The organism is Sedimentitalea nanhaiensis DSM 24252, assembly GCF_000473225.1.
GTDB lineage: Bacteria > Pseudomonadota > Alphaproteobacteria > Rhodobacterales > Rhodobacteraceae > Sedimentitalea > Sedimentitalea nanhaiensis.
The window spans coordinates 3,097,716-3,116,256 of the sequence record NZ_KI421509.1 but is presented as its reverse complement, the minus strand read 5'-3'; the positions used below and the strand labels follow the sequence as shown (position 1 = coordinate 3,116,256).

Sequence of the window (18,541 nt, the reverse complement as noted above, 5' to 3'; positions counted from 1 at the left end):
TTCGGATGCCCGATCAGTTCAGCCGGATCGTCACCCGGTCGGACCGCCCCTTGCGATCGACCACCACCAGCGTTGAAAACCCCGCACCCGGGTTCGGAATGTCAAATTCGGTGTTATACTGTTCAGAAACCAAAGGACGTCCATTTGCCAGCACCAGATATGGACCCACACCGCCGCGCAACTTCATGGTAACGGGTCCGCCCGCGAGATCGAACTGCGCGCCATCGGGTGGGTACAGGAGCGCGGGCGCATCCTCGGACTGAGTGAAATGGGCATTGCGCGAGCGAAAGCGCTGCAACGGCTGCGGCAATGCGGCACTGCCCGGTATCAACGTCGCAGGTGGTGGCGGCGAGAGCGGATCAAACCCGTGTTTCAGACGCCCAAACGCCTCAAACAACAGTGGTGCGGCCAGGTCTGCACCAAAGGCTCCGGGCACAGGCGTTCCATCGGCCCGCCCCATCCAGACGCCGATCACATGTTGTCCGTCATATCCAATTGCCCAGGCATCCCGGTGCCCGTACGATGTGCCGGTCTTATAGGCCAGCACCCCTGCTGGCGCACCAGGCGGCGGGGTCAACCCGGACAGGATATTGCTGACCTGCCATGCGGCAACATCCGACATCATACGCTGCCCCGACTGGGGCGGTGCATCTTTCCGCACGTGCAGCAACGGCCCCTGTCCGCCTTGCGCCAACCCCGCGTAAAGCTGAACCAGATCCTGCAGGCTGATCCCGACACCGCCAAGCGCGATGGCCAACCCGGGTGCGCCTCCGGGCAGCGCGGCCTGTGCACCCGAGCGGTCCAGCGCCGCCATCACCCGCGCCGGACCCAACTCGTGCGTGAGCTTGACCACCGGGATGTTCAACGATTGCTGCAACGCATCGCGTATCCGGATATCGCCGCGAAACTGGCCATCGAAATTGCGCGGAGCATATCGGCCGAACCGGACCGGCCCATCGTGAATCAACGTATCGGGATGCACCAGCCCCTGGTCCATGGCCAATCCGTAGATCAACGGTTTTAGGGTCGAGCCAGGCGAACGGATGGCCTGGGTCATGTCAACATACCCTTGCCGCCCCTGATCCGCGTCATAAGCCGGCGAGCCAACCGAGGCGATGATTTCTCCGGTGCGATGGTTCGCCGCGACCAGCGCCGCGGAAACCCGCGATCCGGCCTGTCGAGCGGCGTCGCCGACCAACTCTTGCAGAACCGTTTGCACCGGCGCCTGTAGTGTCAGATCGATTTTCAGCTGGTCCAGGGCTGCGGTTCGGACCCGGTCCGCAAGGTGCGGTGCGAGCCGGGGAAACGGCCGCATCCTGTCGGGCAAGGGCGAGCGGGCTGCCGTCTCGTCCGCATTTTGAGGCAGGATTTCCCGCTGTGCCGTCCGTGCCAGAACACGGTTTCGGGCGGCGCGCGCCGCTGTTGGGTGGCGATCCGGGCGGCGGCTCTCGGGTGACTGTGGCAGAGCCACCAGCAATGCGGCCTGTCCCTGTGTCAGACGCTGCGGTTCCTTGCCGAACCAGGCCAGGCTGGCTGCGCGAATACCTTCCAGATTGCCACCATAGGGCGCATGCGTCAGGTACAGGGTCAGGATCTGACGCTTGCTCAGCTGCCGCTCGAGCGCAAGCGCCAGGCGGATTTGGCGCAGCTTGCCTGCCCACTTTCCGGTACTGCCGTCCTCGACCAGCCGTGCCACCTGCATGGTCAGGGTCGAGCCGCCGGAAACCGCGCGCCCATGCCACACCGCCTGTGCACCGGCCCGCAACATCGCCAGCAGGTCGACACCGGAATGATTCCAGAATCGCTTGTCCTCGAACCGCACCAGCATCCGCAGATACCCCGCATCCACCTTGTCCAGTTGCGGTGCCAGACGCCAGATACCGTTGCCCACAGTATAGGCGCGCAGCAAGGTCCCCGAACGATCCCGAATCTCGGTCGAGGTCTCGGCCAGGGTCAAGGGCAACTGTGTCGCATCGATCCAATCATCCACCGCATCGCGCAACGCCGCCGTCGTGAACAACAGCACCGTCAGCGCGATCAGGCCGGGACGTTTCATTCCGTCACAACCATACGTGCGGTATCTGTCCGGGCACCGAAACGGGGACGGTACATATCCTCGACCGAGGCCGCCGGGTGATGAAAATCACCCGGTGTCACCGCACGGGCGATATAGGCCAGCGTGATCGGTTCCGCCGTGCGCATGTCCACCGCCGCGATAAACCGGTCGCTGCGGAACTCGGCATGTTCTGCGGGCGATGGTTTCAGCCAGTCCAAAGCCCGCACATCGCCCGACCGCAACAGGTTGGGGTTGTCGATCTCCAGACCGGCAGGCAAAGGATCGTCGATGATCAGGCGGGCTGCGGATTTCTCAAACGGGATGACCCGCAACACGGTCACGACGCGGTCGCCAACCGCGAGGCTGTGCCCTTCAACGGGGGCTCCGTCGATGGTGTAATAGTCGCGGGTGATCGCGTATCCGGTGCCACCCGCCTCTGGCGCAACCACCGGGATGCCGATTGTGGTCAGGGTAATGTCGGCAGCCTGCCCGTCGCGGACGGAAATCGTCATGTCCTGACCGCCGCCCCGCAGAACCTGCACAAAGGCACCGTCACCCGGCACGCCATCCAGCAGCAAACCGGATTGCTCGGGCGTGTCGATCAGTGCCTGCGCGGCCAGGAGAGACCAGGCAGCCTCTTGCGTGGACCGGGGGCCAGCGACACCGGTGATGCGGTCGCTCAGCGCGCTCACATCGACCGCTGCGCTGCCTGCCTCGGTCGCCAGCGCCAGCACACCTGCCGCATCGCGCAACTCGGTGCCATAGTCGGCGCGCCACAGCAGCGGGTCCTCTGTCGCGGTCGCAACGCGCTGTGCGGCGCGGGCGAACATCGCGTCGGCACGGGTCTGATCGCCATAGGATGCCAGCGCGGCCCCCAACTGCGCCGCCGCCAACGGGGTCGCAAAGGCCGACCCTTTGACATCGGCATAATAGCGCAGATCGCCCATCGCCGCAGCGCCTTCGCGGGCCAGCACCATCAGCGCATAGGCGATATCCTCGCCACCGCTGTCAAAGTCGGGCGCATAGTTGATCCGGTTGCGCAGGTTATCCATCGCCAGCCGAAAGGCACGATCCGGCACCGCAAAACCCTGCGCCCGTGCCCGGCTGAGAAAGTCCGAGACATAGGCATCCAGCCAGAAATCCCCCGACCCGGCCTGCCACAGTCCAAAGGCACCATTCGCGGATTGCCGCGTCAGGATCCGCCCAATGGCCTCATCCAGCCGGGCCTGAACCACAGGCCCATCGCCCAACCCGGTCGCACGGGCCACCGACGACAGGTACAGCAGTGGCAGCGCCTGCGATGTGACCTGTTCGGTACAGCCATAGGGATAGCGGTCCAGCATCGCCAGCAACCCCGGCGCATCGAACTTTGCCAATGCGCCAGCCGACAGGATCGCCTTGCCGGTTCCGGAACGCAGATCGGCAAAGACATCATCACTGAAGGCGAATGTTTCGCCCGCGCCCAATGTGAACCGCCGCGTCCGTGCGACCATCGGGTCATTGGCCCGCACCGCCATTCGCAGACTTTGACGCATTTCGCGCCCCTCCGGAGTTGTCAGTACAACGTCGATCATCTGGTCGCCAACGGCTTGAGCCGTGACCGGAACCTGAAAGCTGGCCTTGCCACCAGCGGCAAGGTCGAACGGTTCCGGTGACGCCCCCAGATCCAGGCCTGCACCATCAGTGGCTAACGCCACCTGCATCGTCCCTGCCGGTCCGTCCGCATGCACCACCTCCAGCAGGATGCGGCTGGTGTCTCCAGGAGCCAGGAAATTCGGCAGAGTGGCCGTCACCACCACCGGGTCACGCACCAGCATATCGGTCTGGGCCTGCCCAACCGCTCCATTCGACCAGACGACAGCCATCAGCCGCACCGTACCATTGAATGCGGGAAGGTCGACATCCACCAGCGCGACACCATCCGGTCCGACCCGCACCGGTCCGCTGAAAGCCGCCATCGGGTCCTGCGTTGGCGGCGGCGACTGCAGACGCATCCCCGCCCCATTATCCCCGCCCGACCGCACCGTTCCCAGCGCGCCGTTCATCCCGTCGATCAGTCTGCCGTAGACATCGCGCAATTCCATCCCCAGCCGCCGCTGGCCGAAATAGTGCTGCACCGGATCCGGGCCGCTAAAGCCGGTCAGGTTGAGGATGCCCAGATCCACGGCGGCCAACGTCAACCAGACCTCGTCACCCTGCGCGGCACCGGCAACAGTCACCTGCACCTTCTGCGTCTGACGCGGTTCAGCCACCTCTGGCACATCGATGGCCACATCGAGCAGCTTGCCCACCGGTTCGACACTGGCATGGGCCACGCCGAGCGACCGCGCGGGGTTCTGTCCCGCAGCCACATCCATCGGACGAATCACCGCGGCGCTGACATAGGCGCCGGTGCCCCAATCCTCTGTCACCTTCAGAGGAATTACCGTTTCGCCCGCTGGCACCTCGACGGCCTGGCGGTGGATCAGCCGGTTGGACATTACCGAAATCAGGGCCGAACCCGCAGCGCGCGGCACGATGCGCAGCAGCGCGGTATCGCCGGGGCGATAGTTTTGGCGGTCCAGCGACAGGTCCAGCCGGTCGGGCGTCGCCGATGCATCCGCCGGGGCATACCATCCAGCCTGAAAACCCGCCGAAGCGGCGACATACTCGCCATCCAGCCGCTCGACCACCAGTTCGTACGCGCCCCAATCCACCGGTTGCGCCAGCGCCAGAGATCCATCCACTATGGCCTCGCCAGTGGCGATGCGGCTGCGCCGGGTCGTCGGCTCCCAGTTCCAGTTGCCGTACAGCTGATACCACTGGTACCGCGTTTCGACCCGGTTCAGCGTCCAGCGCACGCGCATTGGCTGTGGTGTCAGATCCGCAGCCAGACCGATGACCTCGAACCGGGCTTCGCCGCCTTCGGGCAGAACGCCCTCAAACATTGGCTTGATCCCGATCACCGGCATCGACGGCAGCACCTGGGCAGTGATTTGCCGCTCGACGGGTCGCCCGGATCCATCCGCCAGCCGCGCCGCGACGGTCAGTTCATACGGCAGTCCCGATACCTCGGTTTCTGGCAGATCCAGCGCCACGCTCGCCTGCCCTTGTACATCGGTCCGTTGGCCGGAAAAATGGCTGCTGACGGGGGCTATTGCAACGTCGTGCCGACCGAACCCGTACCCCGGCCAGTCCGCCAGTTCACGGGCGGCTCTCAAGGTCGCCTGTCCTTCTACGGACAGGTCCGCCCCCGGCGCGCCAAATAGATAGCGGGCCGATATGTCCAGAACCGGACTGTCACTGGCCCGCAGCGGCCCATCCGGCAATGCAAGGTCGAAATCAATCCGTTCGGGCAGAAAATCTTCGACCAGCACTGTCTGGCTGGCCAGAGCCGGAGCGTCCGGGTCGCCGAAAATCTGCAGCCGCCATGTGCCACGCGGAGCGTCCAGGCCGACCGGCAACGCAAAGACATGCCCGCCCGCGACTCCGGCACCCGACACCATGCGCCGATACTCTACCCCGTCCGGGCGGCTGAGGGTCGCAATCACGGGGAGCCCTGCGATGGCATCCGCCGATCCGTCACGCACCAGGATCGTAGCGTGGATAGTTTCGCCCGCGCGGTACGCTCCGCGGTCCGTGGTCAGGAATACGTCCACCGGTCCGGCGGGTGCACGGCCTTCGACGCCACGGTCCGACAGGTCAAAGGCCGGGTCGGTCAGCGACAGGAACCCGATATCATCCGTGCCCTCTTGGGCCAGAACCAGCGCCGGGGCCGCGCCGCCTGTTCCCCGCGTCAATCCGGGCTCAAAGCGCGCAAAGCCATCGGCATCGGTCGTCGTGCTGGCCAACACGGCATTGGCGCGCGACACCAGCGTGACTTCGACACCCGCACGGGGCGCCGCATCTCCCAGACCCCGCACCGCCAGATGCAGCCCGTCTGTCCCCGACATGGTACTCAACCCCAGATCGGACAGAACGAACCACTGGGTGGTTCCCGGATCGTCATAGGGATCTGCCCCCGGCACCCGCGCTGTCAGCGCATAGATCCCGGCGGGTTGCCCCGCAATCGCGTCTCCCAACGGCAGGCGGGTGGTCATCTCGCGGTTCAACTGGTTGCCGACCACAGCGCTGCCTGTCCAGATCTCCTCTGCGATTTCGCTGGCAAAGGTCTGGTCCTGCCATTGCGACAGCGGTCGCCCGAAATAGCCATCCTGCACCGCCCGCAACAGGTTTCGGTCGCTGACCCGTCGCAGGCGCAAATCAACGTCCGTCAGATTGACGGTATCGATCGGAAGCGCCGCATCGTCGGTTTTCGGCAACACATATGCACGACCGGGAAAACGGACGCTGGGGGTCCGATCACGCACATAGTGGGTCAGTTCAACGTCCTTGGCCAGGCCTTCGCCACTGGCCGCCGGCAGCCCGGCGCGCAGGGTCACACGATAGCGCTTGCCATGTTCCACCCCATCGATGCACAGCTGGCTGCCGTCCACCTGCACCACCAGTCCCGCCTGCGGCAGCCGGACATAGGGGTCATAATCGATTCCGGCCTGCACCAACGGCTCGGAAAAAACAGCACAGATGCGCGGGGCTGCGCTGTCGCTTTCGACAGTGCTGTCCTGCACACGAAACCCGTATTTTGCGATCGCACCGCCCAGAGCGCCGCCAATGTCTTCGCGCGGCTGGATTTGCTGCGCCAGCCGCAGGGTCGGGATCATGTCGCGCCCCTGCCCCATCCGTTCGAGAGCCCGCGACAGAACCAGCAATGCGCTGGTCTGTTCTGCCGGGGATCGCCCGCGAAGATAGGCGTTGATCGCAGCGCCGGTGGCACGTTCCGCATTGTTGCGGGCTTCGTCGCTGTTGTCGGTCTGGATTGTCATCAGTAGCCTGGCGTATTCCACCCAGAGATCCGACCGATCGCTGAGCGACACCGCCGCACCGGCCCACCCCGCCGCTTGCGCAATTTTCCCGGCTTCACGGCGCGCGGCTATTGTATCCAGCACCTGAGCCAGATCGAAACTGCCAGCCTGATGGCGCAAGCCCAGATCGCGCCCCAGCGCCATCGCCTTGTCCAGCGCACCGGCACCCAGAAAGCCCAGCTCGGCACGGCGGCTTTGCGCCTGCTCCACAATAGCGGGATCGTTGGCCACCTTGATGGCGGAAATTGCGCCCTCATAGGGCGCCCGTTCGGTGATCTGGCGTTTGGGGAAACAGGCGTTGGACCGGGAGTTGAAGGTAAACGCCGTACACGCCGCAGTTGCGTTACAGGCCCGCACGCAGCTGTCCAGATCGGTGTCAAACAAAGCATCGAGATCGGAGCCGAGGAAATCCATATCGCGGGTCACAACGTACCGATAATCCGGCACCGCTTGCTGCGCCCCAACCGCAGCGACGCAGCCCAGCCAGAGACACAGCGCCCCCCCCACCATTCGACCAAATCGTAGCATGTCTGCCTCCGTATTTTCAGGCAGGTTGACATGGAGCGCACGTCACAGGCAAGGATTCCCGGTCCTGTTCACAACTTAAGCACTTGTTCACCGAGTCACCCGATGCTGCAGTCACCACAACTGCGGAGCCTGCAAGTATGAGCCTTGCCAACAAACTTGCCGAGGAAAGGCGGTCGCGTCTCGCGGCTGAACGTTTGCTGGAACTTAAACAGGCCGAACTGACGGCCGCAAATCGCAAACTCGGGCGCCATGCCCTGGCCCTGACCAGACAGATCGGCGAAACGCAGGCCGAAGTTGCAACCGTTCGGGACGAGAACAAGAAGGTCAAATCCGAACTTGGCGTCGCCCATGAGAAAATCGAAATCGCCGAACGCCGCCTGTGGCACTCGATTCAGACCATCAGCGACGGGTTTGCGGTTTTTGATTCAGACAGCATTCTGCTGGGGGCCAATGCCGCCTATTTCAGCATTTTCGATCAGCTGGAAGAGGTTGCGCCGGGTATCAGTTATGTGCGGATCCTACAGATCCTGACGGACGAAGGCATCATCAACACCGAAGCCATGGCGCCGGATGAATGGCGTGCCATGATGGCAGAGCGCTGGCTGCAAGTCAGCCCGCAACCGATCGTGATGCGTCTGTGGAACGACCAGTATATCAAGCTGATAGATCAACGCGGGCATGATGGCGATATGGTCAGCCTGGGTCAGAACATAACTTCAACCGTCGAATACGAAGCCAAACTCAAAAACGCGCGCATGAAAGCCGAAACCGCCAACCGGGCGAAATCCTCGTTCCTGGCAAATATGAGTCACGAAATCCGCACGCCGATGAATGGCGTCGTCGGCATGGCCGATCTGTTGGCCGATACCCCGCTGGACGAGGAACAAAGGCTCTATGTGAACACCATCAAAAGCTCTGGCGAAGCATTGTTGGTGATCATCAACGACGTTCTGGATTACTCCAAGATCGAAGCGGACAAGCTGGTCCTGCACCCTGAGGAATTCGACCTCGAACGCTGTGTGCACGAGGTGGTGATGTTGTTGCAACCGATCGCGCGCGACAAAGAACTGGCCCTGCTGCTGGACTATGATCTGTTCCTGCCAACCCGTTTCGTTGGCGATCCGGGTCGCATTCGTCAGGTGCTGACGAATATCGTCGGGAATGCCCTAAAGTTCACGCTAGAAGGACACGTGATTATCAGGATCACCGGCATACCGACCAGCAACGACACAGCCAGTGAAATTCATGTCACGGTCGAGGACACCGGCATCGGCATTCCCAAGGACAAGGTCGATCACATCTTTGGTGAATTCAACCAGGTCGAGGACGAGCAGAATCGTCAATTCGAAGGCACTGGCCTGGGCTTGGCGATCACCAGACGGCTCATTGAAATGATGGGCGGGGGCGTCTGGGTCGAAAGCGAAGAAGGCAAGGGTTCATGCTTTGGCTTCAAGATGACCCTGGACCTCGCCAGCGGCGAACAGCCTGCACCACCCTTGTTGTCGAACAATCTGCGGCACGTAATGGTGGTCGATGATCAGGCGACCAATCGGGCCATCCTTGAAAAACAATTGACCCAACTGGGGATCACCGTCACAAGCTGTGCTTCCGGGTCAAGCGCGCTGGACTGCATGAATGCTGAGATTGATCTGGTACTCGGCGATCACAACATGCCCGACATGGATGGGCTGGAACTGGCCGAGGCATTGCGCCAAGGTGCCTGGCCCGAGGTGCCCTTTCTTCTATTGAGCAACAGCGCCAGCTTTGCCCAGAACGATCCCGCGTTCCAGCATGTTCAGGGGGTCTTGCAAAAACCCTATCCCCGCCATGAACTGTTGGCTCGTCTGGCCCGGCTCGACGATGCACCCGACAATCGCACCGAGGCCGAGCCGCCCGCCATCTCGGCAAATGCTCGACCCGCCGCCATATCGCTGGCCGAGGCCACCAGCGTCCCCAAAGCGGAAATTGCTTCCGATGCGGATGCGCCCAGTCCGCCCGGGCCCGGCCCGGTGACGTTCCGGCATGCCCGGCGTCTGCATATTGGTCGCGAGACAAACCCTGTGGCTCCGACACGCGACGCGCCCGCGGAACACTGCAGCAAACCAAGGGCCGTCAACGATTCAGATCCCGCTAGCCCCGAACCGAAGGCCGACACTGACCGCAAGCCGGATGCGGACACCAAGCAAAGGCTGATGAGGGTGCTCGCCGCCGAAGACAATATGACCAACCAATTGGTGTTGCGAAAGATGGTCAAGGAAATGAACATCGAATTAAAATTCGTCAAAAACGGCATAGAGGCCGTGGCGGCGTTTTCCGAGTTTCGGCCTGACATGATCTTTATGGATATCTCAATGCCAAGGATGGACGGCAAAGAGGCCACGCGGGAAATTCGAAAGCTCGAGCGAGCCTGCGGCGGGCATGTGCCGATCGTGGCCCTGACCGCCCATGCCATCGACGGGGACTCTGACGAAATCCTGTCAAACGGTTTGGATCACTATATGACCAAACCACTGCGCAAGGCCGCAATACAGCAAAGGATTGCATCTCATCGTCCGTGTGAAACGCAGCCCGTTCTGCCGGACACCGAACCCTAGATATGCCGACGCGCTACCGCTTTAGCCTTGGTAGGGTCGGACAAAAACCGGATTGTCCGGCGCGGAAAGATCTGGCCTGAACTCATACCCTCCGCTGTCAAAATCGGACAGGGCTGCCGGGTCGCACAAACGGTTCTGAATGATGAATCGCGCCATCGCCCCGCGGGCTTTCTTGGCAAAGAAACTGATAATCTTTGGCGCATCCCCCTTGTCCTCCATGAAGGACGGCGTGATCACTCGCATCTTCAGCGCTTTGGGCACCACGGCACCGAAATACTCCTGGCTGGCGCAGTTGACCAGAACATCGGTCCCGACCCGTTGGGCCTGTGTGTTCAGCGCCTTGGACAGGCTGTCGCGCCAATAGTCGTACAGCGACTTTCCACGTCGGGTTTTCAGCCGACTTCCCATTTCCAGCCGATAGGCCTGAATCGCATCCAGTGGCCGCAACAGACCATAGAGGCCGGACAGGATGCGCAGATGCTCTTGCGCCCACGCCAGTTCAGCGGCATCCAGCGAAGCGGCTTCAAGCCCCTGATACGTGTCCCCGGCAAATGCCAGCGCCGCCGGGCGGGTCACATCCGTCTCTGGCGAGGTGGCAAACGCCTGAAATCTAGCACGATTTAACCGAGCCAGATCCGGGCTGATGTCCATCAGTTTCTGCAGATCTCCCAGGGTCAGGTTTCGCGCGGTTTTGGCAAGCCGGTTGGCATCCGGCAGGAACGCCGGTTCGGTTGTCACGATATCTCGTTCCGCCCAGTCCAACCGCTTGGCCGGAGAAATTACAACCAACATGGCCGCTCCCAGTTTTGTTTTCTATCGACTGATCTAATCTGAGCTGCGCAGAACGTCCAGAAAGGCCGCGCCAAACCGTTCGGCGCGGCGGTCCCCCAAAAGCCGCAGGATCCCATCTGCGTCTCCCGGCTGCATCGCAGCAACCTTGGCCAGTTGCGCAGCCGAACAGCTGAGCGGTTTGTCTATCCCTTGGGTGCCGCGTGTAAGATCGGCCTGGACCGCCAGTAACCGGTCATACAGCGACCCCGCTGACCGCCCTGCAAGTTTGCGCCGCGCCGGGTGCACCGCCTCGGTGGCACCAGTGATCACCGCCAGGAACATATCGCCGTAGCGGTCCAGTTTCTTGGCGCCAACGCCGCTGATCCGGGCCATCGCGTCCAGCGTGGCGGGCCGGGTCTCCGCCATTTCGATGAGCGTGCGGTCGGTAAAGATGACATAGGCTGGTACGCGGGCGGATTCGGCAAGTGCGCGGCGCTTGGCCTTGAGCGCAGACAACAAAGGTGCGTCTTCGTCCGAGACCAGAGATTTGACCGCAGGATGGCGATTGGCCTTGCGTATCGTGTCGCGGCGCAGGCTGATTTCGGCCTCGCCACGCAGGATAGGACGCGCGGCTTCAGTCATGCGCAGAGCTCCGTGCCGCTCTGGGTCCGGGCGCACCAGATCATGCCCCATCATCTGCCGGAACACCGCCTGCCACTGACGTTTATCGTATTCCTTGCCGCAGCCGTAAGTGGGCAATTGATCGTGCTGGCGGGCGCGGATCTTGTCAGTGTCCGCCCCTGTCAAGATGTCGATCAGATGCCCGGAGCCGAACCATTCCTCGGTGCGCAAAATCGCCGACAGTGCCTTGCGCACCGCCGTTGTGGCGTCAAACACCTCGGGGGGGGTATCGCAAAGATCGCAATTGCCGCATGGCCCGGAGTCTTCGCCAAAATAGCGCAGCAGCACCTGACGGCGGCAGGCCAGCGCCTCGGCCAGACCCAGCAGCGCATTCAGCCGGGCGTGATCCGCGGTGCGGCGGGCGGGTGGAGCCAGCCCTTCGTCGATCTGGCTGCGGCGCAATCGGATGTCCTCGGGGCCGAACAAGGTCAGGGTTTCCGCCGGAGCGCCATCGCGACCGGCGCGACCAATTTCCTGATAGTAGGATTCGATGCTTTTGGGCAGGTCCGCATGAGCGACCCAGCGGATGTCCGGCTTGTCGATCCCCATGCCAAAGGCCACTGTCGCCACAACGATAAGCCCGTCCTCGCGGGCAAAGCGGGTTTCGACCAGGCGTCGATCTTCGGCCTGCATGCCGCCATGATAATAACAGGCGCTGTGGTCCGCGTCGTTCAGCGCCCGTGCCAGCGATTCGGTTTTTGCACGCGTGCCGCAATAGACGATGCCCGATTGGCCCCGCCGGGCTGCGGCAAAGTCCAGGATCTGCCGGCGCGGGCCGTCCTTGGCGCCAAAGGCGAGATGGATGTTGGGCCGATCGAACCCGTGCAGAAAGCGGCGCGGCGCGGCACCGTCAAACAGCTTTTGCACGATTTCGTCCTGGGTTTCGGCGTCTGCTGTGGCGGTGAATGCGGCCAATGGCACGCCCAATGTCTTGCGCAATGCTCCTATACGCAGATAGTCGGGGCGGAAATCATGACCCCACTGGCTGACGCAATGGGCCTCGTCCACCGCGATCAGACTGACCCCCGCACGGCGCAACAGACCTTCGGCCGACCCCGCCGCAAGACGTTCGGGTGCCATGTAAAGCAATTTCAGCTCGCCGCGTTCCAATGCCTCGAATACAGCATCGGTTTCTTCGGGCGTATTGCCGGACGTCAGGGCACCGGCGCAAACACCGGCCTCTTGCAAGGCGCGGACCTGATCGCGCATCAGCGCAATCAGTGGAGAAATGACAACCGTCACCCCGTCACGCATAAGCGCCGGCAGCTGAAAGCACAGAGATTTTCCACCGCCGGTCGGCATGATGGCAAGGACGTTCTCGCCGTCGGCTACCGCTTGAACGATCTCGGATTGGCCGGGCCTAAAAGCGTCGAACCCGAATACGTCGCGCAAGAGCGGGACAGCGTCCAGCATGCCTGTGGCCTCGTGTTTATTGTCTGTCTGCTCGTTGCGCGTACAGTTTCACACCCGGATTCGTTGAACAAGGCCCGTCAATAGAATGCCGCGGCATTGTTCACCAGAATGATCCGCAAAGCGAAAATACCCAGCAACACCACCAAGGGCGCCAGATCCAGCCCTTGCATCGGCGGCAAAAGACGGCGAACCGGGCCATACAACGGCTCAAGAATACGCTGCAACATGCTCCAGATCTGGGCCACAAGGGGTTGGTGCAGGTTCAGCACCTGGAAATTGATCAGCCAGCTCATGATCACATGCGCGATAATGAAAAACCATACCACGTCCAGGATCAGCATCAGGATTTGAAACAGCGACTGCATGAAGCATCCTCAATTTGTTTGAGGATCACCTAAGGGCACCACGGCAAAAGAGCAAGTGTGCCGCAGGGTTGCAGTTGACGGCCCGTCGTGCCGAGCCAAAGAAAAGGCATCACAAGGAGAATACCATGTTTCCAGTTGTCCGCCTGTTCAAGGATATGCTGTTCGCGCGCCGTCTTCCGCCATTGCCGCTGGATGGCACCCATGTGTCCCGCCACATCTGTTGGCCCTGGGATCTGGATCTTTGGCTTGAACTGAACAACGGCAGGGCGATGACACTGTACGATCTGGGGCGCAGCGTAAACGCTCAGCGCGTCGGGTTGGTCCGGGTGATTGTCAGGCACCGTTGGGGCATGACAATGGCAGGCAGCACCGTGCGGTTTCGGCGTCGCATCCGGGGGTTCGAACGGTTCGAGATGCGCAGCCGGACAGTCTGTTGGGACGATCGATTCCTGTATCTGGAACAATCGATGTGGAAGAGGGACGGCGACTGCGCCAGCCATGTCCTGTTCCGCGCCGCAGTGACGGACCGGAATGGCATCGTGCCACCCGCCCGGGTGCTGGCCGCGATGGGACAGGCAGACACATCCTCGCCCGAAATGCCGGTATGGATCCGAGCCTGGTGTGCGGCGGATGCACACCGTCCCTGGCCGCCGATGCAGGACGCGCTTGATTGATCGCCCAAAGCCCTGTCTTATGCCGATCAAAAGGCGGAGCAGGCATGGCAGCGATTTCGGCGCGCAAGCGTATCTGGGGCTGGTTCTTTTTCGACTGGGCCAGCCAGCCCTATCACACCTTGCTGGTGACCTTTGTATTTGGACCCTATTTCGCCGGGATGGCGGCCGAATACTATGCCACACACGGGTTGGACGGACAGGCCGCAGGAGCCAGGGCACAAGGCCTTTGGTCGCTGTGTCTGACCGTCACCGGGCTGTTGATCGGGTTCGGCGCGCCTGTCCTGGGTGCGCTGGCGGATACGACCGGCAAGCGCATCCCCTGGATCGCTTTGTTTTCGATGATGTATGTGGTGGGGGCCGGTGCGTTATGGTGGACCCTGCCCGACGGCACGGGCATGTGGTTCGGATTGATTGCGTTCGGGTTCGGCTTTATCGGCGCGGAATACGCACTGATTTTCATCAATTCGCAATTGCCCGATCTTGGACCTCCCGAGGAGGTCGGCAAGATATCCGGCTCGGGTTTTGCTTTTGGCTATACCGGTGGACTGATGGCGCTGGCCATCATGCTGTTGTTGTTCGTTGAACAGACCAACGGCAAGACCCTGATCGGGCTGGACCCGGCCTTTGGCCTGGATGCCAGCCAGAAAGAAGGAACCCGATTTGTCGGCCCCTTCTGCGCCATCTGGTACGCAGTTTTCATGATCCCTTATTTCATGTGGATGCGGGACAGGCCGCGCAACCGGCCCACCGGCACCGCCCGCGAAGCCTTTGCGATGTTGGGCAAACTGCTGCGCAGCCTGCGTCACCGGATCAGTCTGTCAGCCTATCTTGGGTCGTCGATGTTTTATCGCGACGCCCTTAATGGCCTGTACGGTTTTGGCGGGGTCTATGCGAAACTGGTGTTGGGCTGGGAAATCACCCTGATCGGGATCTTTGGCATCCTGGCGGTGCTGTCCTCGGCGGTATTCTGCTGGATCGGCGGAGGGCTTGACAAAAAATGGGGGCCAAAGCCGGTCATCATCTTTTCGATCTGGGTTCTGATTCTGGTCTGCCTGACCATCGTCAGCATGTCGCGCGACCAGATCTTTGGCATTGCTCTGGCACAGGGTTCGACATTGCCGGATGCGGTGTTTTTTGTCTGCGGCGTGTTGATAGGCGGGTTCGGCGGCATTCTGCAGGCCTCCAGCCGCAGCCTGATGGTCCGCCATTCCCATCCCGACGCCCCAACCGAGAGTTTTGGCCTCTACGGCCTGTCCGGGCGGGCCACGGCCTTTATGGCTCCGGCCTTGATCGGGCTGTTCACCGCCTGGACAGGCAGTGCCCGCCTGGGCATCTCGCCGGTGATCGCATTGTTTGTCACCGGCCTTATCCTGTTGATCTGGGTAAAAGCAGAAGGAGATCAGACCCAATGACCTTTGTGCGCCTCATCACCGCCCTGTTAGGGGTCGTGCTGGCCATGCCGCTGTCGGCGGCGCCACTGGCCAAACAGCTTTTCGGTGCCGAAAAGTCTGCCAGCAGACAATCCCCTGCCCCCTACGGCAGCTACTCCAAAGGCTGCCAGGCCGGAGCCGTGCAATTGCCCGAGACCGGCCCCACCTGGCAAGCCATGCGACTGTCGCGCAACCGCAACTGGGGGCAGCCGCAAACCATCGAGTTCATCCGGGATCTCAGCCGGGTTGCAGCAAAACAACCGGGTTGGAGCGGATTGTATATCGGTGACATCAGCCAGCCGCGCGGCGGCCCCATGCTGTCCGGACACCGCAGCCACCAGATCGGGCTGGATATCGATATATGGATGCGACCAGCCAACAACCTGCGCCTGTCCCGACAACATCGTGAAAAGATCTCTTCGATCGCCGTAGCCACCAAGAACGGGGCCTATATGACACAGAACTGGAGCAGCGCGCATTACGAGATCCTCAGGGCCGCCGCGTCGGACCGCAAGGTGGCGCGCATCTTTGTCAGCCCCAGCATCAAGGTTCAGCTGTGCAGCGAGGCGCGCGGCAATCGCAAGTGGCTGCGCAAGATCCGCCCATGGCCCAGCCACAACTACCATTTCCATGTGCGGCTGGCCTGCCCGCGCGGCATGCGCGGCTGTATCGATCAGGATCCGCCTCCGCGTGGCGACGGCTGTGCCCAGGCGCAACAATGGGTCAACAATATCCTGAAACCGCCGCCGCCGAAAAAGGCCGATCCGAACGCCCCCAAGCCAAAACCAAAATCCCGCCGCGACTATGTTCTGGCCGATCTGCCCCAGCAATGCGCAGCAGTCCTGCGCGCGGACTGATCGCCGCCCTGATGCTTGCCGGGTGCTCCGCCTCTGCCAATTGTCAGCGGGCGGTGTTTCTGGGGGATTATGCATGGGATCTGCCGCAAGACTGGTTTGGCGGAGTATCGGGTTTGGAACTGTCCGACGACGGGCGCCAGATGGTGGCCATTACCGACCGCGCGCGCGTGGTGACTGCAGAACTCCATCGTCAGGATAACCGGATCACCTCTGTCACGCCGGGCCGCTGGTTTAGGTTGCGCGCACAGAACGGCAAACCCCTGATTGGCAGCACGGTCGATTCTGAAGGGCTGGCGATTGCGGCTGATGGCAGCCTGTTCATTTCGTTCGAGCGCATCCACCGGGTGTCGCAGTATCGCACACCGTCCGAACCGTCGCGGGGCCTGCACCGCCCAACTGCGTTTCGAGATCTGCCCTTCAACGGCGGTTTCGAAGCCTTGGCAATCGATTCCAGCGGGCAATTGTTTGCTGTCCCCGAGAAACATCGCACTGACCAGGGCGAAATTCCCCTGTTCCGCTGGCAGAACGGCAGGTGGTCTCAGCCTTATGTTCTGGGCACAGATGGGCGGTTCCTGCCGGTAGGTGCCGATTTCGGACCCGATGGACGGTTCTATCTGCTGGAACGCGGCTTCAACCTGTTTGGCTTTCGCTCGCGTGTGCGCAGTTGGCGGCTGACGGAAACCGCAGTTCAGGATGAACGCTGCGAGTTGCAGACCGACACCGGCACCCACGACAATCTGGAAGGAATCGCCGCGTGGCGCGATGGCCGCGGCCAGCTGCGCCTGACCATGATCGCGGATGACAATTTCTTTTTCTTGCAGCGCACCGAACTGGTGGAATATGCCCTGACGGATGGGCTTGCCTATTTCTCCACCAGCCGTTAGCAGCGGGTCGCCTGCCAGTTTGGTGGGCCAAGTCGCCGCAACCTTGCAAAAACGGGCATCAAAATGACACGCGCACATCTTCCCGGCATCCTTGCCATGGCCGCCATCGTCGTGGCCTCGAACATCCTGGTCCAGTTCCTGTTCGGCCAATGGCTGACCTGGGGGGCCTTTACTTATCCGCTGGCTTTTCTAGTCACCGACCTGATGAACCGCGTCTACGGTGCCGGTCCGGCCCGCACCGTGGTGTTCATCGGGTTTCTCGTGGGCGTGTTCTGTTCGTTGATCGGTACGCAGATCCACGGCGAATTTGGCCCGCTTGTCACCTTTCGCATCGCTCTGGGATCCGGTCTGGCCTTTCTGACCGCACAAATGCTGGACGTCAGTATTTTTGCCGCCTTGCGTCGCCGCCGCTGGTGGCAAGCGCCACTGGCGTCGACCCTGATTGGGTCATCAGTCGATACGGTCCTGTTCTTTTCTGTCGCCTTTTCCGCCCAATTTGCATGGCTGGAACCGGCCAACGACATTGGGTGGGCCAACGAAGCCCTGCCCCTGCTCGGTCTGGGTCCGATCGTTCCGTTGTGGGTCTCGCTGGCGCTGGCGGATTGGATGGTCAAACTGTCTCTGGCCTTGCTGGCCCTGATCCCTTTCCGCCTGATTGTTCAGCGTTTGGACTCTACGTCGATCCGGCTGTGACGATTTTTCTTGGCGATTCGAAAAAGGCATGCCAACCTGAATGCAACTTCAACAGCAGTAAAGGAGGTGATCCAGTGTCAAGAAAGGTATTGGAGCAAGGAGTCGGAACAGCTTGGGGGGATGCCCGGTAAGGCAACCCTTGGCGGGGATCCCGCCCAAGGCGATCTGGCACAGGTCGATCCGACCCTGCCTCCGAATGACTTTCGAAAGGGCTGCCCGAGTAATCGAGCGGCCCTTTTTGTTGCGTTGCGAACCATGTAACAACACCCCATGCTGCATGTAACCGATGATATTGCGATCCATGACTGGGAGCTGACCGAAAGCTTCGTGCGCGCCTCGGGGCCGGGCGGGCAAAACGTCAACAAGGTGTCCAGCGCCGTCGAATTGCGGTTCGAGGCGGAACGCTCGCCTTCGCTGCCTGCCCCGGTCAAGACCCGGTTGAAACGCCTGTCCGGGCGACGCTGGACCAAGGATGGTGCGCTGGTGATCCAATGCGACGAAACCCGCAGCCAGGCCCGCAATCGCGACATTGCCCGCGACCGGCTGATCGAGTTGATCCGCCGGTCCCTGACCACCCCGAAACGGCGCATCGCCACCAAACCCACCAAAGGCTCTATTCGCCGCCGCCTGCAGGCCAAGAAGGTGCGCGGCGAGGTCAAGGCGCTACGCGGTTCGGTCACCGACGACTGACATT

At 61.9% G+C, this 18,541-nt stretch carries 12 protein-coding genes; 7 read left to right on the top strand and 5 right to left on the bottom strand.

Annotated elements, in window-relative coordinates:
• Positions 1 to 13: 13 nt before the first annotated feature.
• Positions 14 to 2,056, bottom strand: coding sequence for a penicillin-binding protein 1C (gene pbpC, locus NANH_RS0117140; protein ID WP_081710479.1), 2,043 nt, complete (start codon positions 2,054 to 2,056; stop codon positions 14 to 16).
• Positions 2,053 to 7,485 (bottom strand): alpha-2-macroglobulin family protein, encoded by a 5,433-nt coding sequence (locus NANH_RS0117135; protein WP_027263154.1) that lies wholly within the window; start codon positions 7,483 to 7,485, stop codon positions 2,053 to 2,055. Before NANH_RS0117135 ends, pbpC begins: the two co-directional genes overlap by 4 nt.
• A 137-nt stretch (positions 7,486 to 7,622) precedes the next feature.
• Between NANH_RS0117135 and NANH_RS0117130 the strand changes: the two genes are divergently transcribed.
• Positions 7,623 to 10,079 (top strand): response regulator, encoded by a 2,457-nt coding sequence (locus tag NANH_RS0117130; RefSeq protein WP_027263153.1) that lies wholly within the window; start codon positions 7,623 to 7,625, stop codon positions 10,077 to 10,079.
• 21 nt (positions 10,080 to 10,100) lie between these two features.
• Here NANH_RS0117130 and yaaA read toward each other — a convergent pair whose 3' ends face one another.
• From yaaA to NANH_RS0117115, 3 genes are all read right to left on the bottom strand, one after another.
• Complete coding sequence (gene yaaA / locus NANH_RS0117125; RefSeq protein ID WP_027263152.1) at positions 10,101 to 10,871, bottom strand: peroxide stress protein YaaA; 771 nt, start codon at positions 10,869 to 10,871, stop codon at positions 10,101 to 10,103.
• 33 nt (positions 10,872 to 10,904) lie between these two features.
• Positions 10,905 to 12,944 carry a DNA helicase RecQ gene (gene recQ / locus NANH_RS0117120; protein ID WP_027263151.1) on the bottom strand — a complete coding sequence of 680 codons (2,040 nt, stop codon included), beginning with the start codon at positions 12,942 to 12,944 and terminating at the stop codon, positions 10,905 to 10,907.
• A gap of 77 nt (positions 12,945 to 13,021) precedes the next feature.
• Positions 13,022 to 13,309: a YggT family protein gene (locus NANH_RS0117115; protein ID WP_027263150.1), complete on the bottom strand. Its 288-nt coding sequence runs from the start codon at positions 13,307 to 13,309 to the stop codon at positions 13,022 to 13,024.
• Between the two features lie 125 nt (positions 13,310 to 13,434).
• Between NANH_RS0117115 and NANH_RS0117110 the strand changes: the two genes are divergently transcribed.
• From NANH_RS0117110 to arfB, 6 genes are all read left to right on the top strand, one after another.
• Entirely contained in the window at positions 13,435 to 13,983 is a 549-nt protein-coding gene (locus tag NANH_RS0117110; protein ID WP_027263149.1) for an acyl-CoA thioesterase, read from the top strand.
• A 44-nt stretch (positions 13,984 to 14,027) separates the two neighbouring features.
• Positions 14,028 to 15,395, top strand: coding sequence for an MFS transporter (locus NANH_RS0117105; RefSeq protein WP_027263148.1), 1,368 nt, complete (start codon positions 14,028 to 14,030; stop codon positions 15,393 to 15,395).
• Positions 15,392 to 16,270, top strand: coding sequence for a penicillin-insensitive murein endopeptidase (mepA, locus tag NANH_RS0117100; RefSeq protein ID WP_027263147.1), 879 nt, complete (start codon positions 15,392 to 15,394; stop codon positions 16,268 to 16,270). Before NANH_RS0117105 ends, mepA begins: the two co-directional genes overlap by 4 nt.
• Positions 16,243 to 17,154: an esterase-like activity of phytase family protein gene (locus NANH_RS0117095; RefSeq protein WP_027263146.1), complete on the top strand. Its 912-nt coding sequence runs from the start codon at positions 16,243 to 16,245 to the stop codon at positions 17,152 to 17,154. Before mepA ends, NANH_RS0117095 begins: the two co-directional genes overlap by 28 nt.
• Before the next feature lie 63 nt (positions 17,155 to 17,217).
• On the top strand, positions 17,218 to 17,847 hold the full coding sequence (locus tag NANH_RS0117090; protein ID WP_027263145.1) for a queuosine precursor transporter: 630 nt from the start codon (positions 17,218 to 17,220) through the stop codon (positions 17,845 to 17,847).
• A 270-nt stretch (positions 17,848 to 18,117) separates the two neighbouring features.
• Complete coding sequence (arfB, locus tag NANH_RS0117085) at positions 18,118 to 18,537, top strand: alternative ribosome rescue aminoacyl-tRNA hydrolase ArfB (protein WP_027263144.1); 420 nt, start codon at positions 18,118 to 18,120, stop codon at positions 18,535 to 18,537.
• Positions 18,538 to 18,541: the final 4 nt, after the last annotated feature.

Coding starts and splice junctions, on each gene's coding strand:
- yaaA (WP_027263152.1), bottom strand. CDS start 10,871: ATGTTGGTTGTAATTTCTCCGGCCAAGCGGTTGGACTGGGCGGAACGA.
- pbpC (WP_081710479.1), bottom strand. CDS start 2,056: ATGAAACGTCCCGGCCTGATCGCGCTGACGGTGCTGTTGTTCACGACG.
- NANH_RS0117110 (WP_027263149.1), top strand. CDS start 13,435: ATGTTTCCAGTTGTCCGCCTGTTCAAGGATATGCTGTTCGCGCGCCGT.
- mepA (WP_027263147.1), top strand. CDS start 15,392: ATGACCTTTGTGCGCCTCATCACCGCCCTGTTAGGGGTCGTGCTGGCC.
- NANH_RS0117115 (WP_027263150.1), bottom strand. CDS start 13,309: ATGCAGTCGCTGTTTCAAATCCTGATGCTGATCCTGGACGTGGTATGG.
- arfB (WP_027263144.1), top strand. CDS start 18,118: ATGCTGCATGTAACCGATGATATTGCGATCCATGACTGGGAGCTGACC.
- NANH_RS0117130 (WP_027263153.1), top strand. CDS start 7,623: ATGAGCCTTGCCAACAAACTTGCCGAGGAAAGGCGGTCGCGTCTCGCG.
- NANH_RS0117135 (WP_027263154.1), bottom strand. CDS start 7,485: ATGCTACGATTTGGTCGAATGGTGGGGGGGGCGCTGTGTCTCTGGCTG.
- NANH_RS0117095 (WP_027263146.1), top strand. CDS start 16,243: ATGCGCAGCAGTCCTGCGCGCGGACTGATCGCCGCCCTGATGCTTGCC.
- NANH_RS0117090 (WP_027263145.1), top strand. CDS start 17,218: ATGACACGCGCACATCTTCCCGGCATCCTTGCCATGGCCGCCATCGTC.
- recQ (WP_027263151.1), bottom strand. CDS start 12,944: ATGCTGGACGCTGTCCCGCTCTTGCGCGACGTATTCGGGTTCGACGCT.
- NANH_RS0117105 (WP_027263148.1), top strand. CDS start 14,028: ATGGCAGCGATTTCGGCGCGCAAGCGTATCTGGGGCTGGTTCTTTTTC.